Source organism: Spirosoma taeanense (assembly GCF_013127955.1).
GTDB lineage: Bacteria > Bacteroidota > Bacteroidia > Cytophagales > Spirosomataceae > Spirosoma > Spirosoma taeanense.
Genome location: NZ_CP053435.1, coordinates 484,018 through 498,740, shown reverse-complemented (window position 1 = coordinate 498,740; position 14,723 = coordinate 484,018). Strand labels below are relative to the sequence as shown.

At 54.6% G+C, this 14,723-nt stretch carries 16 protein-coding genes; 12 read left to right on the top strand and 4 right to left on the bottom strand.

Annotation, left to right across the window (positions count from 1 at the left end; genetic code table 11):
• The first annotated feature begins 34 nt into the window (after positions 1–34).
• From HNV11_RS02235 to HNV11_RS02180, 12 genes are all read left to right on the top strand, one after another.
• Complete coding sequence (locus HNV11_RS02235) at positions 35–631, top strand: DUF4230 domain-containing protein (RefSeq protein WP_171738109.1); 597 nt, start codon at positions 35–37, stop codon at positions 629–631.
• Between the two features lie 135 nt (positions 632–766).
• Positions 767–1,327 carry a YqgE/AlgH family protein gene (locus HNV11_RS02230; RefSeq protein ID WP_171738108.1) on the top strand — a complete coding sequence of 187 codons (561 nt, stop codon included), beginning with the start codon at positions 767–769 and terminating at the stop codon, positions 1,325–1,327.
• Between the two features lie 131 nt (positions 1,328–1,458).
• Positions 1,459–2,070, top strand: a complete 612-nt coding sequence (locus HNV11_RS02225; protein ID WP_171738107.1) for a porin family protein — start codon at positions 1,459–1,461, stop codon at positions 2,068–2,070.
• 31 nt (positions 2,071–2,101) lie between these two features.
• The gene (locus tag HNV11_RS02220; protein WP_171738106.1) at positions 2,102–2,596 is read left to right on the top strand and encodes an NADH-quinone oxidoreductase subunit A; all 495 of its coding nucleotides are present in this window, start codon (positions 2,102–2,104) and stop codon (positions 2,594–2,596) included.
• Positions 2,593–3,141 (top strand): hypothetical protein, encoded by a 549-nt coding sequence (locus HNV11_RS02215; RefSeq protein ID WP_171738105.1) that lies wholly within the window; start codon positions 2,593–2,595, stop codon positions 3,139–3,141. Before HNV11_RS02220 ends, HNV11_RS02215 begins: the two co-directional genes overlap by 4 nt.
• Positions 3,142–3,176: 35 nt before the next feature.
• Positions 3,177–3,728: an NADH-quinone oxidoreductase subunit B gene (locus tag HNV11_RS02210; protein ID WP_240163699.1), complete on the top strand. Its 552-nt coding sequence runs from the start codon at positions 3,177–3,179 to the stop codon at positions 3,726–3,728.
• Positions 3,728–4,687 (top strand): hypothetical protein, encoded by a 960-nt coding sequence (locus HNV11_RS02205; protein ID WP_171738104.1) that lies wholly within the window; start codon positions 3,728–3,730, stop codon positions 4,685–4,687. The genes HNV11_RS02210 and HNV11_RS02205 overlap by 1 nt, the downstream gene beginning before the upstream one ends.
• 103 nt (positions 4,688–4,790) lie before the next feature.
• Positions 4,791–6,059, top strand: a complete 1,269-nt coding sequence (locus tag HNV11_RS02200) for an MFS transporter (RefSeq protein WP_171738103.1) — start codon at positions 4,791–4,793, stop codon at positions 6,057–6,059.
• Between the two features lie 49 nt (positions 6,060–6,108).
• Positions 6,109–7,356, top strand: coding sequence for an MFS transporter (locus tag HNV11_RS02195; RefSeq protein ID WP_240163697.1), 1,248 nt, complete (start codon positions 6,109–6,111; stop codon positions 7,354–7,356).
• 109 nt (positions 7,357–7,465) lie between these two features.
• Complete coding sequence (locus HNV11_RS02190) at positions 7,466–7,879, top strand: T9SS type A sorting domain-containing protein (RefSeq protein ID WP_171738102.1); 414 nt, start codon at positions 7,466–7,468, stop codon at positions 7,877–7,879.
• Positions 7,880–7,984: 105 nt separating this feature from the next.
• Positions 7,985–9,226, top strand: a complete 1,242-nt coding sequence (locus tag HNV11_RS02185) for an MFS transporter (RefSeq protein ID WP_171738101.1) — start codon at positions 7,985–7,987, stop codon at positions 9,224–9,226.
• 62 nt (positions 9,227–9,288) lie between these two features.
• Positions 9,289–10,473 carry an acyltransferase family protein gene (locus HNV11_RS02180; protein WP_171738100.1) on the top strand — a complete coding sequence of 395 codons (1,185 nt, stop codon included), beginning with the start codon at positions 9,289–9,291 and terminating at the stop codon, positions 10,471–10,473.
• Positions 10,474–10,483: 10 nt separating this feature from the next.
• Here the strand turns inward: HNV11_RS02180 and HNV11_RS02175 are convergent, their stop codons facing one another.
• The 4 genes from HNV11_RS02175 to HNV11_RS02160 all read right to left on the bottom strand — a co-directional run bounded on the left by HNV11_RS02175 (position 10,484) and on the right by HNV11_RS02160 (position 14,706).
• Entirely contained in the window at positions 10,484–11,632 is a 1,149-nt protein-coding gene (locus tag HNV11_RS02175) for a chromate transporter (RefSeq protein ID WP_171738099.1), read from the bottom strand.
• A gap of 29 nt (positions 11,633–11,661) precedes the next feature.
• Positions 11,662–12,237 carry a hypothetical protein gene (locus tag HNV11_RS02170; protein ID WP_240163695.1) on the bottom strand — a complete coding sequence of 192 codons (576 nt, stop codon included), beginning with the start codon at positions 12,235–12,237 and terminating at the stop codon, positions 11,662–11,664.
• A gap of 82 nt (positions 12,238–12,319) precedes the next feature.
• Positions 12,320–13,183 carry a chromate resistance protein ChrB domain-containing protein gene (locus HNV11_RS02165; protein ID WP_171738098.1) on the bottom strand — a complete coding sequence of 288 codons (864 nt, stop codon included), beginning with the start codon at positions 13,181–13,183 and terminating at the stop codon, positions 12,320–12,322.
• Positions 13,180–14,706 carry an amidase gene (locus HNV11_RS02160; protein WP_171738097.1) on the bottom strand — a complete coding sequence of 509 codons (1,527 nt, stop codon included), beginning with the start codon at positions 14,704–14,706 and terminating at the stop codon, positions 13,180–13,182. Before HNV11_RS02160 ends, HNV11_RS02165 begins: the two co-directional genes overlap by 4 nt.
• Positions 14,707–14,723: the final 17 nt, after the last annotated feature.

The window sequence follows — 14,723 nt, the reverse complement described above, 5'->3', positions numbered from 1 at the left end:
TTTTATGTTTACGTACTAAAGCCTTTCACAACTAATGTCCAAATTCATCAACGCCCTGCTTCGCCTGATCCTCTTTGCTATGCTCATAGCGGGACTGATCGCCATCTGGGAGCAGGTCCGATCCAGCAGTTTGCTTAGCCGATTCCGGCGCAGCGAAACGACCGAACGCACTGTGCTGAAAGAGGTTACGTCCCTGGGTAAGCTGGAACTGGTTAAATACACGTTCAAAGACATCGTTGAGCACGAACAGATCAATACGTTTCTGCCGAATGCAAACGCCATCCTGATTGTTGAAGGCGAAGCGACCGGCTGTATTGATCTCACCCGAATCAAACCAGAGGATATCCAGGCCGACGCCGATTCGGTCACGATCCGGCTGCCTCAGCCTGAACTTTGCGGCTGGAAAATCAACCATGACCGGTCGCGGGTTTACGACACCCGCTTTTCGTTCCTCAACGAATCGCAGTTAGTGAGCGACGCCTATCGGCAGGCCGAACGCCAAATCCGGCAGGCTGCTCTGAACGGTGGTATTCTGACCCAAACCCGCCGAAATGCCGACCAGATGCTACGTCCCCTGCTGGCTCGTGTTTCGGGCAAAAAAGTAGGCCTGGTTTTCGATGATCGGCAGTAAAGAAGTCTGGCCAGAACGGTTGATCGTATAATAAAGTATGGATCAGCGGTTTTAATAATTTTGGCCCGATTTTAGTAACATCGTCCAATAGCTCGTCGTTTTGTAGAAGACTATCCGTTTAATGTTATCTGGTTCATGGACGCTACTTCGCTACCCGTTACTAATGGCAGTCTTTTAATTGCCGAACCATTTTTGGGCGACACCAACTTTGAACGCAGCGTCGTATTAGTCTGCGAACACAGTCCGGCTGGCACGTTCGGTCTGGTTCTCAATCAGCTGACCGATCTGCATCTGAGCGACGTCATTGAGGACGTTTACGCCGATCAGTCACTGTTTGTGGGTGGACCGGTTCAGCAGAATACGCTGCATTTTATTCACCGGCGCCCTGACCTCATTGATGGCTCCATTGCCATTCAGGATGGTCTGTACTGGAGTGGCGACTTTGAACAGGTTAAGCAGGCCGTAAACGTTGGCACCCTCACGGAACGGGACATTCGCTTTTTCGTTGGTTACTCGGGCTGGGGCGCCGGGCAGCTGGCGGCTGAGCTGGATCAGAAGTCCTGGATTGTTAGCCGTACGGATGCCGGTTTTTTGTTTGATACCCCAGCCGACCAGTTCTGGCGGGGAGTACTCAAGCGCATGGGAGGTGAGTTTAAATCCATTGCTAATTACCCCGTTGACCCCCGCCTGAACTAGCCAGCTACAACTTCGGCTGGCCTATTAAAGACTGGTCCTGCATTCCGGCGGCCGTATCTTAACTTTTTTTAATCAATTTTGCAGGATAATCAGCCGTTATTGGATGGTAACTACTCGCCATCTATTCCTGTATGCGCACGTATTCTTGGTTTTTTCTGGCCGCTTTTCTGGCCTGTTCTTCAGTTTCCTATGCTCAAAGTGACAATCCGACCGGTGGTCATTTTGGGGTCAAAGCGGGGGTATCGCTAACCCGGCTCAATATTTCAGGGATTAGTCCCAATATTCCAAAGCAGAAGCTCGACCCGCATTTAGGCGTTATGTACCGGTATCGGCTTCATAAATTCGTGATACAGCCCGAAGTACTGCTTGCGGCAAAAGGAGGTACGATGCAGGTGCAGCGCATAGGCGCGACAACCCGCGAAACCATTCGCAACAACTATTATTATCTGAGTGTTCCGTTGCTGCTGGGCTATATTCCAACCGAAGGAATTACGTTACAGGCCGGTCCGGAGTTTAGTTATGCTCTGAATGCCGGTAAGTCGGGCGGACCGGGGGCAAAAAACGACCTGGGTCTGGTCGTGGGTGCGCATTACGATTTTCTGGATATGCTCGACAAATTTAGTCTGCACGTACGCTACGTGTACGGCTTTACGAATGTATCGCCCGAGCCACTGGCGGTTTACAAGAATCGGGTGCTTCAGGCATCTATTGTGTATAATCTGTATCCAAAGCAAAAAAAGTAAGGCGTACAGGATATAATCCACCGACCCGACTATGCTTTCCGACTTCGGTATCATCCTGCTGTTTATTCTGGCCGCTTTTGCGTTCATCGGGCTGGTTCTGTTCATTGCGCGGCTGTTGCGACCCGATCATCCGAACGCAGAAAAAAATAGTACCTACGAGTCGGGTGAGGAACCCGTCGGGAACGCTAATGTTCAGTTTAACATCCGGTTCTATGTTGTGGCGCTGGTGTTTGTGCTGTTCGATGTCGAGCTGGTGTTTCTCTTTCCATGGGCAACGGTCTTTGGTCAGGAACGCCTGATTCGGGCAACGGACGGGCTGTGGGGCTGGTTTGCGCTGACCGAAGCCATTTTATTCGTCGTGATTCTGGCGCTTGGGCTGGCTTACGTCTGGGCGAAAGGGTATCTCGACTGGGTTAAGCCCCAGCCGAAAGTGCCGACCGTTGATAGCCGGGTCCCGACAAACTTATACCAGCAGGTAAACGACAAGTACAGTCCGGGCCGAAAGACCGACCAAAAACCAGCATGAGGCCCGTTGTCTTTATTTGGCTCTTTCTCCTGACCGCTGTTACTGCTGCGCTGGCGCAAAAACCCAGTGTTGAGGTATACAAAGTAAAGGTTGTTATGCAGGGCGGTCCGCGGTTGCGGGGAACGCTGGCCGACGTATCGGAGACCGACGTAACAATCAATGGCGAAGGAACCGGCTGGTATCAGCCCACGAGAAACATTCCCCTGTCTGGCGTGAAAAAGGTCGTGCTTCGACGGCGCAATCGTCAGCGCAGTCCGGTTCAGGGTGCCATTCTTGGTGGCTTGCTGCTGGGCTATACGGTTGTGCGCAGTTCGCAGAAAAACGGATTCCGCAGCCCTGTTTTGTATGGGCTTAACCTGACGCTGGCGGTTGCTGGAGGGGCCGGCCTGGGGGCTGTGCTGGGTAACCACCTCGGTCCGAACTCCCGAAAGGTGATCCGCCCCAGAGGGCGCGACGGTGAACAGGTAAGCGAAAACCTGCGTCGTCAGTTGGAACCCTTTACCTACGCGTATCAACTGGATGTGCTGAACCGCGTTCGTCCATGAAGCGTTATAGACGTAATACCGTAACCTTTTAAAGCATGACCTCCCAATCCCCCGATAAATCCGGCGAAGCCAGCGTTATTCTGATGCGTTCCGAAGAACTGCTCAACTGGTCACGCGAGAAATCGCTCTGGCCCATGAGCTTCGGACTGGCCTGCTGCGCCATTGAGATGATGCAGGCCTTTGCGTCGAACTACGACCTCGACCGTTTCGGTATTTTCCCCCGCCCCTCCCCCCGTCAGTCCGACATTATGATCGTGTCGGGAACAGTAACCTATAAGATGGCCGACCGTATCCGGCGGCTCTATGAGCAGATGCCCGAGCCACGTTATGTGATTTCAATGGGCTCGTGCTCAAACTGCGGTGGCCCCTATTGGCAGCACGGGTATCACGTGGTCAAAGGCGTTGATCGAATTATTCCGGTTGATGTGTACGTGCCGGGCTGCCCACCCCGCCCGGAAGCGCTGATCGATGGATTCCTGAAACTGCAGGAGAAAATCCGAACCGAGCATCCGCTGCTTGGAAGCAAAGAAGTCGTACTTTCGGCTGATAAACCAGCTCCGTCCGACGATCTTCTGCCAGCCTCCTGATGAACGCGCTGACCGTTTCCTTCCGACATCTTTTTCGCTCGGGCCGGCTCATCTGGCTGCTGTATGGCATTACGCTGGTGCTGGGTCTGGTAGCTGCGCTGCCGTTCTTTAATGCGCTGAAAGTAGAAGATCAGGACTCGCCCGCGTTTTTAACCCTGCTGGATGGATTCAACTATACGGTCTATTCTGACTTCATGCACCGCAGCGGCCGCGCTATTGCTCCACTGCTCAGCGTCGGGCGATGGCTGGGACCTGTTTATCTGCTGCTTAGCGTGTTTTGGGCCGGTGGTATCCTGATGCGTTTCACTCAGACCGGTCCTCGGTTCGACTTGGGAACATTCTGGCAGGCCTGCAGCCATTATTTCGGGCGGTTTATGCGGCTGTTCGGCGTTACGAGTCTGTTTGTGCTGGCGGGGGCCGGCATCTGGCTCGTTGCGGGCACGCTGGTGAGTATCGCCCTGAGTGATCTCTTCACCGAGCGCGGCCTGTTCTGGATTGGACTGGGATTCTTTGGTTTGTTTGTCCTGACCGCTACACTACTGCTCTGCATCGGCGATTTCGCCAAAGTGCTGATGTTCCGCGAAGACGAGCGAAACGCATTCCGGGCGTTCGGACAGGCCGGTCGACTGGTCTTACGTAACCTGGGTAGAACCTATGGTCTGTACTGGCTTCTGATTTTGACCGGAACAGGCCTGTTTGCCATCTATTTCCTGATTGACGATCTGATTCCGATGCGGAACTGGCCGACAATACTTCTCATGTTTCTGGTTCAGCAGGCGCTGGTTTTCGGCCGGGTGGCGCTGAAGGTCGGCTGGCTGGGGACGGCTTATTTTCAATACGAACAACTTCCCCGGCCTTCACTCCGCTTACGGTCAATCGCCCCGGCGCCATTAACCGAGCCGGTGTATAGTCCCGCCACTAACCCCAACCCGCACGAGCCGCAGGCACCGTCTGCCTGATTAGCGCATCTTTACCGGGCAAAGATGCGTAACATTCCCAATCTTCTTTGGCCATTTCGTATTATTGCAGAAGCATTAGTATCATTCTTCTTGATTCTGCCGCATGGCTGTTCCTACTCTTTCTCCAAAACCTCATTCAGCGCCATCGGGTCTGTTTAGCTTACCGGTTATTGTGGCCGCGCTGGGTTACTTCGTTGACATCTATGACTTATTACTCTTTGGCATTGTTCGGGTGCCCAGTCTACAGGATCTCGGCCTGAGTGCCGAGCAGATCTCGACCGTTGGCGCGTCCATCCTGAACTGGCAGATGGGCGGGTTGCTATTAGGCGGAATTCTATGGGGTGTGCTGGGCGACAAACGCGGGCGACTGTCAGTCCTGTTCGGTTCCATCATCACCTATTCCATCGCCAACATTGCCTGCGGATTTGTGAAGAACGTTACGTTCATGGACCCAACGGCCTATTACGCCCTCATGCGCTTCATTGCGGGTATCGGGCTGGCGGGTGAGCTGGGCGCGGGCGTTACGCTCGTGAGCGAGATTTTACCCAAAGAGAAACGGGCAATTGGCACCTCGCTAGTGGCCGGCATTGGCCTTTCGGGAGCCGTTGTCGCGTATTTTACCGTTAAATACTTCGACTGGCAGACGGCCTTCTTCGTGGGTGGGGGCCTGGGTATTGGCCTGTTGCTGTTACGTGTCGGGGTTGTTGAATCGGGTATGTTTAAGGACGTTACGGAACAAAAGGACGTGCGCCGGGGTGACTTTTTCTCGTTTTTCACCAATTCTGACCGATTGAGCCGCTACCTCAAATGCATTGGCATTGGTCTGCCCACCTGGTTCGTGATTGGTATTCTGGCGACATTCAGCAATGAGTTTGGCAGAGCGCTTGGCCTTACTGAAGAAATTCAGCCCGGTCTGGCCATTATGTGGTGTTACGTAGGGCTGGCCGCTGGCGATCTGTCCAGCGGATTTATCAGTCAGGCGCTCGAATCGCGTAAGAAAGGCGTGGCTCTGCTCATGGCCATCGCGCTTGTTTTCAGCCTGGTTTACCTGTTTGTTGGTATCAAAAGCGCAACAGTCCTCTACGCACTTTGCCTGGCTATGGGCTTCGGCATTGGCTACTGGGCCATGTTCGTGACCATCGGAGCCGAACAGTTTGGCACGAACCTGCGCGCCACGGCCGCGACGACCGTCCCTAACATGGTGCGCGGTACGGTGATTCTGATGACGAGTCTGTACGGGTATCTCAAACCGTCGCTGGCCGTTATCAATGCCGGTGCGATTGTGGGGCTGATCAGCTTCGCCATCGGTTTTTATTCCATCCTGACCATTCCCGAAACCCACGGCAAGGACCTGAATTATCTGGAAGAGTAAAACACCGGCAACTGACGTACACCCTTAAAAGCACTTTCCTCGGAACATCTTGGTTCAGACGCCTGTTTCTCCACCCCGACCTTCGTTACGTCCGCTGTTTGCGCTGCCGGTGATTGTTTCGGCGCTGGGCTTCTTCGTGGACGTGTACGACATGCTCATTTTCAGCATCGTGCGCGTACCGAGTCTGCAATCGCTTGGCTTATCGGAGGCTGAGGTATCGCAGGCGGGCACCTTTATTCTGAACTGCCAGCAGGCGGGGCTGGTTTTGGGTGGGATTCTGTGGGGTGTGCTGGGCGACAAACGCGGGCGCATGTCGGTGCTGTTTGGCTCCATCATTACGTATTCGCTAACTAACATCGCCTGCGGGTTCGTGCAGGACGTAACCACCTACGCTGGCTTACGCTTTGTGGCGGGTATAGGCCTGTCGGGCGAGATCGGCGCGGCTATGGTGCTGGTTGCAGAAACCCTGCCCAGACAGATTCGCGGGTTCGGCACATCGGTGGTAGCGGGTATCGGTTACCTCGGCGCGGGCGTAGCGTATCTGACGGTTGAGTACTTCGACTGGCGAACAGCCTTCTTCGTTGGGGGCGGCATGGGCCTGGCGCTGTTGCTGCTACGCGTCAGTGTGTTTGAGTCGGGGCTGTTCAGCCGGTTCAAATCGCAGCATAGCGACGTAAGCCGGGGCAATTTCTTTCAATTTTTCAGAAACTGGCCGTCGGCCATCAAGTACCTGCGCTGCGTGGCAATTGGTATGCCGACCTGGTTTGTGGTGGGTATTCTGGCCACGTTTGCCAACGAGCTTGGGCAAGCGATGGGAATTCTGGAAGGCGTAAAGCCCGGCCGATGCGTCATGATGATTTACGTCGGACTGGCCGGGGGCGACTTGCTGAGCGGGCCATTGAGCCAGATTCTGCGTTCGCGCCGGTGGGCCATTGGCGGTCTGCTGCTGTTTAGTATGCTCCTGAGCGGAGTGTATCTCTTTGGCGGCATTCGCACGGCAGCCGGTATTTACACCGTCTGTGGACTGGCAGGGTTCTGCACGGGCTACGTCGCCATGTACCTGACGATGGTTGCTGAACTCTACGGCACCAACCTGCGCAACACGGCCACTACGTCCGTACCGAGCGTTGTTCGCGGAACGCTTATTCCCATGACCCTGCTTTTTCAGGCATTTAAGCCGTCGGTTGGGGCATTGGTGGCGGCCGGGCTGCTGGGTCTGGTCGTTTATGGACTGGCGTTCAGTTCGCTCAGCCGCACTGAAGAAACCTTCGGCAAAGAGCTGGATTTCGTCGAGTAAACCACTCATCATTTTCTTAAACCGTTGCTCCTGAACGGCGGCTTTGAAGCGGCCGGATTGCATCATTGGGTTGACAGCTAAAGGTTCCAACTTAATCCTTATCAACCCAATGAAAACGTTCAGTAAACTGGTTACCAGCCTGTTGCTGCTGGTTCTGAGTATCTCCGTATGTGCGCCCAGCAATGCCCAGGATGAGAAAAACGCACAAAAATCATTCGCCGTAGCCATGTTCCCTGCCGCTAATGCCTGCAAACTATGGATGTGTCTGGAAAAATATAAACCAGAAGAAAAAATCAGTGTATCGCTGATCAATCAGAAAGGTCAGGTAATGTTCTGGGAAGCACTACCCAAGAAAAGCGGCAAACAAAAAGGCTTCCGGCAGCAGTTCGACATGAGCCAGCTTGGCGACGGCAATTACACCTTCCGGATCTCAAACGGCACCCAGACTGAACAGATCACTTTCAAATTATCAACCCCGACGCTGGAAGAGCAACTCCCAACGAGGCTCATCTCAATGAATTAATCGTTTCTCCTTCGGTAATTTGGCAATGGCACGGGGCTCAGCTTCGTGCCATTTTCTTTATAGCGGTTTTTCCTAACTTGCCGCCTGTCCGGTTTCTTCGTTCCTATGCAACCCGTCTCTGCCGTTTCCTCTACTTCGTTACGTCCGCTTTTTACGTTGCCGGTTATCGTGGCCGCGCTGGGCTATTTTGTGGATGTCTATGATCTTCTGCTGTTCAATATTGTGCGCGTGCCGAGCCTGAAAGACCTCGGTCTGTCGGAAGCTGACATCTCGCTCATTGGCGGCCGAATTCTGAATTTTCAGCAGGCGGGCCTTTTGGCGGGCGGCATCCTGTGGGGTATTCTGGGCGACAAACGTGGGCGACTATCGGTGCTGTTCGGTTCCATCATAACCTATTCCCTTGCCAACATTGCCTGCGGGTTCGTGCAGAACGCCAATCTTTACGCCGGCCTTCGATTTATCGCCGGATTTGGCCTGGCGGGCGAACTGGGCGCGGGCATCACGCTCGTGAGCGAAATTCTGCCCAAAGAACTGCGGGGCTACGGTTCCTCGCTGGTAGCCAGCGTCGGGCTGTTCGGCGCGGTTGTCGCTTATTTCACCGTCACACTGTTCGACTGGCGCACTACCTATTTTATCGGGGGGGGGCTGGGGCTTGGCCTGCTGGCGCTTCGGGTCAGCGTACTGGAGTCGGGCATGTTCAGGCGTGTGCAGGGCACAAACGTTGCCATGGGTAACTTCTGGGCCTTGTTTCAGAAGCGCGACCGACTCATGCGTTACCTCCGCTGCATGGGCATTTCGGTACCGACCTATCTCGTAATCGGTATCCTGGCTACTTTCGGTAATGAATTCGGCAATGCGCTGAATCTGAATGAAGCGGTTCAGCCGGGGCGCTGCGTGATGTATACGTACATCGGCACCGTCGCCGGCGATTTATTCAGTGGAATTCTAAGCCAGTATCTGCGTTCGCGCCGGTGGGCCATTGGCCTAATGATGGGCATGACCTTCGTGTTCGTGTTTATTTATCTTTATGGTGGCCTGAAAAATGCCAGTACGTTCTACTTCGTCTGCATGGGTATGGGCTTTGGTATCGGCTATATCGCTATGTTTCTGACCATCACGGCCGAGAGCTTTGGCACTAACCTCCGCGCTACCGCCACAACTTCGGTCGCCAATAACGTCCGGGCCACCACGCTGCTTACCATTCCGGCCTTTCAGACCCTGAAACTAACCGTTGGTGTGCTGGGCGCGGGAGCCATCGTGGCACTGGTCTGCTTTGGGCTGGGCTTCTGGTCGCTGGCCACTATGGAAGAGACGTTTGGCAAAGAATTGGATTATGCGGAACTTTAGCCCACCGCAGACGGAGCGCACCGATCCGTTGCTCACTCAACAAAACCGATTTTTTCAGCACCATGCGTCCAGTGTCCCCGGCAACGGTGTATTTTCCCGGCTTCAACGGGGTTCGTTTCATTGCCGCCAGTTCCGTGGTTTTTCACCACATTGAGCAGTTTAAAACGATCTTTGGCTATACCGATACGTTTACCCAAACCAATGAGCATCCGGTCGTTTATCAGGCCGGCCGACTGGGTGTTGCCCTGTTTTTTGTGCTGAGCGGCTTTCTGATTACGTACCTGCTCCTGGCCGAAAAGCAATCGGCGGGCCGGATTCATATCGGCAACTTTTACGTCCGTCGGATTCTGCGCATCTGGCCGCTGTACTTCTGGCTCGTTGGATTGAGTTTCTTTGTCTTTCCGCATATTCCGGCCCTGCAGATTCCGGGTATCTCGGAATCTGCGTACGATCATTTCTGGCAGAAGCTGGCGTTCTTCGGACTGGTCATGCCCAATATCGCGCTGATGCTCTACCACGAGATGCCGCTTTGTTCGCATACGTGGTCCATTGGCGTCGAAGAACAGTTTTACCTGATCTGGCCGTGGCTCATTGGCAGTGTACGTCCCCGCCGGACGCTGCTGGTGCTGGCCAGCATTGCGCTGGTTCTGGGCGGGACATTCTTCTGGCTGCGTTACGGTCCCGGCTCGACAGCTCCCGAAGCGGGCACAACCATGCTGATGGTGTCGGATTTTCTGGCCCACTTCCGCATCGGTTCCATGGCAATTGGTGGTATTGGCGCTTATCTGGTCTTTATCAAACACCCGATTCTGCGCGTGCTGTATCAGAAACCAGCGCAGTGGGTCGTGTATGCCGTGCTGGGAACGATGCTGGCACTGGGCGTCCGGATTCCGGGGCTGAACTACGAAGGCTATGCGCTCTTTTTTGTGTTCCTGCTCATGAATCTAGCCGCGAATCCCGACTCGGTCATTAACCTTGAAAACCGGCTCTGCAACTTCATGGGCAAGATTTCCTACGGACTGTATATGTACCATCCGGTCGCCATTGTCACCTGTCTGTACGTCATCCGGCAGTTCATGCCCTACAGTATTGGCTTTTCGGTACTACTCTACGTAACGAGCTACGCCTTGACGACCTTGCTGGCCTGGCTCTCCTACGAATATTTCGAGAAGCAGTTCCTGAAGCTGAAAGACCGGTTTGCCCCCGGCGATAAACCCGTTGCCCGCACACAAACGGCGCGGGTGTAAAGCGTATCGCCTATACCTGATGCGCGTAGCGAAGCAGCAACCCAATGATCGCCGAAGCCCCAATCAGGCTTAGCTCGGAGAGTTGTTTGAAGCGAATCAGTAACCCAATAGTTGCCAGGGCAATTAATAGGGCGGGTACATCAATTAATTGCCGCTGAGCCAGCACAAGAACCGCCCCGGCAACTGACCCGACAGCAGCCAGCGTCACCCCATCAACGAACGCTTTAATGCCGGGTCGGCGACCGTAACGTTTAAAGTACGGGGCAGGCACGATCGTCAGCACGTAGCAGGGTAAAAAGGTAGCCAGTGCAGCTACGCAGGCTCCGGCGAAACCCGCAACTAAATAGCCGATAAAGGCAACCGTAATCACGACGGGGCCAGGGGTAATCATAGCGACGGCCACAGCATCCAGAAATTGCTGTTCGGTCAGCCAGCCGTATTCTTTTACGACGCCCCCGTACAGGAAAGGCACAATGGCAAGGCCGCTGCCAAAGACAAACGCGCCCGCTTTGGCAAAAAATACGGCTAACTGCCACAGGACAGAATCCGTTGCGGGCAGCCAGTCGGCCCAGACCGGCACAAAAAACGAAGTTCGTCCCGAACTCACGAAGGCTGGCGGAGCCTTAACCAGCCAGTAAATAACCCCCGCCAGCAACACCAGCCACAACAGTTCGGATTGGGTAATCACGGTAGCCAGCGCCGACAGCGCAAAGAGTCCCCAGCTCAGCGCATCAGCCGCCACTGTTTTGCGGGTTAATCGATACGTCCCAACGGCAATGATGCCAATAACCGCGGCTCCAATTCCATAGAATATTGCCTGCATCCAGGGCAACCCACCAAAGCGGACATAAGCCCAGCCCAGCGCCAGTACCATCAGAAACGAGGGCAGGACAAACGTCACGCCAGCAATCGTAGCGCCTAAAACACCATAATGGACATAGCCCAGATAGATCGCTAATTGAGCCGCCAGCGGACCCGGAGCCAGTTGCGCCAGCGCCAGACCCTCACGGTAGTCATCCTCGGTGACCCAGCCACGGGTCATCACCAGATCGCGATGCATGGCCCCTACCAGAGCGGGTGGCCCGCCGAAACCAAACGTACCCAGCCGCAGAAAATAGTGCGTAAGCTGCGCAAGCGAGTAAGCCGGACTTGTATTCATAACCAACCGGAAAGAATGACGAACGTTACTCAGAATCCAATTCCAAACTGAAACCCGGCCGTGAGTGAAGCGGGACGATCAAGCCCAAACCGAACCGGCAGTGGCACCGCGACAAAAAGGGTACTCGAGCGCCCACGTTTAACAATTTTATTCAACACGGGTGTGAAGCCGTAACGGCCCGACGTCTCGAAAGCAACTCGTCCGGCAAAAGTGTAGCCATGCCCCAGATTGACCAGCAAACCGGGATGAAACAGGAAGTTACTCATTCGACTGACGCCGTTCTCCACCCGAATCTGAGGCACGAACTCAACCGAAAAGCCAACCCGATCACTTTTCCAGAGGTTGATACCGGTTGGCAATCCAACTACATAGTAGCCGTTAAAATTGGACGACATTTCCTGTTGACTATACGTCAGTAGCGGATGCAGCAAGCCGACGTAACCCGCTACCCGAGGATAGACGGGCGGTTTATCCTGAGCCTGGAGCTGCGTGATGGTTAGTAAAACGCCCGCCACCACGAATGTAAATAATCCCTTTCTCAGACGCAACAATCTACAGGCAACCTGAATGGAAGCCCTGAAGGCATTTTGTGAACGTAAACGCATAAGCAGCTAGCAAGTCAATAGCGGACAAACGTCCATTTGGCTGCAATGCTACACGCTCATCACGGCATAAAATAGAACAGAATTAACCCTTTGTATGGGTTTTACTTTTTACGAGACTTTTTCGGTAGTCGGATGGGTTTTGCCCCATCTGTTTCTTAAAAATACGGGTGAAATGACTTTGATCCGAAAAGCCGGTCAGGTAAGCAATTTCAGACAGCGTGTGGCGTGAGGTCCGAAGTAATTCCGTTGCTTTTTCCAGCCGGAGCTTACGGATGTACTCACCGAAGGAAAGGTTATCGAAGTAACGCGCAAACTCCCGCGATACATACGATGGGTTCACCTGGAGGGTATCGGCCAGCTCTTTCAGACTGACGGTCAGGTTGGTATCAATATGATCCTGAATAATGGCCCGCAATTCATCGGCCCAGACAGGAACCGCCGTTTTACGTCCCCGTTTGGGCTTCAGATAAGAAGCATATACCTGCAACAACAATTGCTCCGTAGGGTTCTGCGTATGTTTTTCGTCGGGCAGGTACTTCGCCCAGCTATAGAGCGCATCGTAAAGCTGCATGCCAACAGTCAGTAGTTCGTAATCGTTTCGAATGTTATAAGCCAGCCCCGCCGAAATTGCCCATAGACCGGCAGCCTGCTGCGCTAAGGCATGGTTGTCGGTGTCGGCTCCACGCACGATTGGCGCCATTGCATGCAGGGCCGGATCGGCCAGCACGTACTTTTTCAGAAAGTAATCGAACGTGCAGTGATCCCCATAGTGCGAAAACTCCGTATCGGGAACATCGAACGGAATTGCCTGCAGGATTTCAGCCTGCTTCATTACCTCCTGTGCCGGTACAAAAATGATTCGGGCGGCCGGGTCAATAAACCGGCGGATGAGCCACGGGCAGGCAATGCGATCGATCTTAGGTCGTTCGCGGGTTATCCAGTTCATAGCGGCTGGCTCAGGTCAGGACGTTTGTTGAACCACGGACGCGCCTGCTCCAGTTGCCCCGCCAGCCGGAATAAGGTTGCTTCGTCGCCCAGTTTGGCCGCAAACATAACTCCGATTGGCAGGCCATCCGCCGACCAGTGGAGTGGCACCGACATAGACGGCTGGCCGGTCATGTTCGTGATTACCGTGAACGAGATATACCCCAGCGACCGCTCGGCCAACTCTTCGACTATTTTACTGTTCTTAAGGTACTTCAAACCATTCACGGCATCTACTAATTTCAGGAGTCGCTGCTCCGAAACCTTGTTCTGAAACGTACCGATCTGAATAGGCGGACGCGGTAGGGTCGGCGTAAGAAACAGGTCATAGGTCTGATGAAGCTGACCCATGCTGCGGTTCAGCGTGTTCCAGCGACGTTTCTGGTAAGCCAGATCGGTGGCCGAAAAGCCTTCGGCTAAGCGGGCCTGCGCCCAGGTGTTCAGCTCCACATCGTCGCGCCGGACGGGTCGGCCCAGGTGCTCGCCCAGTTCCCGCAGGGTAGCCGCCGTTTCGCTCAGGACATTCACGAAAAAGGCTTCGGTCACGAGCGTTTTTTCGTAGGGCAATGGAATTTCCTCTACTGCGTGTCCCAGGCTTTCCAGCAGCGTTACGGTTTCCCGCACGGCTTTCACGCATTCCGGATCGGTGGTCTGCGAGGGCATGAGGGATTGTGTCGAAAACGCAATCCGGAGTTTACCCGGCTCGCGGCCCACCTCCTCTACAAACGGCCGTTCGGGAGGAGCAATGCCGTAGGGATCGCCCACCAGCGGACCGGCAATGCTGTCCAGCAGTCCGGCACTGTCGCGAACGGTCCGCGTAAGGGCGTGACCAATGACGGCTCCGTTCCAGAGTTCACCAAAGCGCGGCCCAATGGGAACGCGGGCACGCGACGGCTTCAGGCCGAATAAACCGCAGCATGACGCCGGAATCCGGATAGAGCCGCCCCCGTCCGAAGCGGTTGCCGCCGGAACGATGCCAGCCGCAACAGCCACCGCAGACCCGCCACTCGATCCACCCGGCGAATGGGTCAGCTTCCAGGGGTTGCGCGCAGGCCCGTACAGTTTTGATTCCGTATAGGGTGTCAGACCAAACTCGGGCGTGTTGGTTTTCCCAAAAAACACCAGACCAGCGGCTTTCAACCGTTTAATAACTTCGCTATCGTTCGTGGATACGTAGTTCTGATACCCCCGGCAACCCGACTTCATCGGGGTTCCGGCCCATTCCAGCTCCAGGTCTTTCAGCAGAAACGGCACCCCGCGAAACGCCCCTCCTTGTGGCAGGTGCGTGGCTATTGATCGGCCCATATCGTATAAGGGCGTTACAATAGCATTCAGTTTGGGGTTAACAGCTTCGGCCCGAGCAATGGCGGTTTCCAGGAGTTCGCCGGGCGTAACCTCGCCGGTACGTACCAGATCGGCCAGCGCCGTTGCATCGTGTTTGGTGTATTCGTCGAAAGTCAGGGCTCGGGAAACGGAAAGGGACATACCGGCAGTGCGTTAGA

Bases quoted from the DNA above. Each gene is read 5' to 3' on its own strand.
- HNV11_RS02235 (WP_171738109.1), top strand. From the start codon at position 35: ATGTCCAAATTCATCAACGCCCTGCTTCGCCTGATCCTCTTTGCTATG.
- HNV11_RS02230 (WP_171738108.1), top strand. From the start codon at position 767: ATGGACGCTACTTCGCTACCCGTTACTAATGGCAGTCTTTTAATTGCC.
- HNV11_RS02225 (WP_171738107.1), top strand. From the start codon at position 1,459: ATGCGCACGTATTCTTGGTTTTTTCTGGCCGCTTTTCTGGCCTGTTCT.
- HNV11_RS02220 (WP_171738106.1), top strand. From the start codon at position 2,102: ATGCTTTCCGACTTCGGTATCATCCTGCTGTTTATTCTGGCCGCTTTT.
- HNV11_RS02215 (WP_171738105.1), top strand. From the start codon at position 2,593: ATGAGGCCCGTTGTCTTTATTTGGCTCTTTCTCCTGACCGCTGTTACT.
- HNV11_RS02210 (WP_240163699.1), top strand. From the start codon at position 3,177: ATGACCTCCCAATCCCCCGATAAATCCGGCGAAGCCAGCGTTATTCTG.
- HNV11_RS02205 (WP_171738104.1), top strand. From the start codon at position 3,728: ATGAACGCGCTGACCGTTTCCTTCCGACATCTTTTTCGCTCGGGCCGG.
- HNV11_RS02200 (WP_171738103.1), top strand. From the start codon at position 4,791: ATGGCTGTTCCTACTCTTTCTCCAAAACCTCATTCAGCGCCATCGGGT.
- HNV11_RS02190 (WP_171738102.1), top strand. From the start codon at position 7,466: ATGAAAACGTTCAGTAAACTGGTTACCAGCCTGTTGCTGCTGGTTCTG.
- HNV11_RS02185 (WP_171738101.1), top strand. From the start codon at position 7,985: ATGCAACCCGTCTCTGCCGTTTCCTCTACTTCGTTACGTCCGCTTTTT.
- HNV11_RS02180 (WP_171738100.1), top strand. From the start codon at position 9,289: ATGCGTCCAGTGTCCCCGGCAACGGTGTATTTTCCCGGCTTCAACGGG.
- HNV11_RS02175 (WP_171738099.1), bottom strand. From the start codon at position 11,632: ATGAATACAAGTCCGGCTTACTCGCTTGCGCAGCTTACGCACTATTTT.
- HNV11_RS02170 (WP_240163695.1), bottom strand. From the start codon at position 12,237: ATGCGTTTACGTTCACAAAATGCCTTCAGGGCTTCCATTCAGGTTGCC.
- HNV11_RS02165 (WP_171738098.1), bottom strand. From the start codon at position 13,183: ATGAACTGGATAACCCGCGAACGACCTAAGATCGATCGCATTGCCTGC.
- HNV11_RS02160 (WP_171738097.1), bottom strand. From the start codon at position 14,706: ATGTCCCTTTCCGTTTCCCGAGCCCTGACTTTCGACGAATACACCAAA.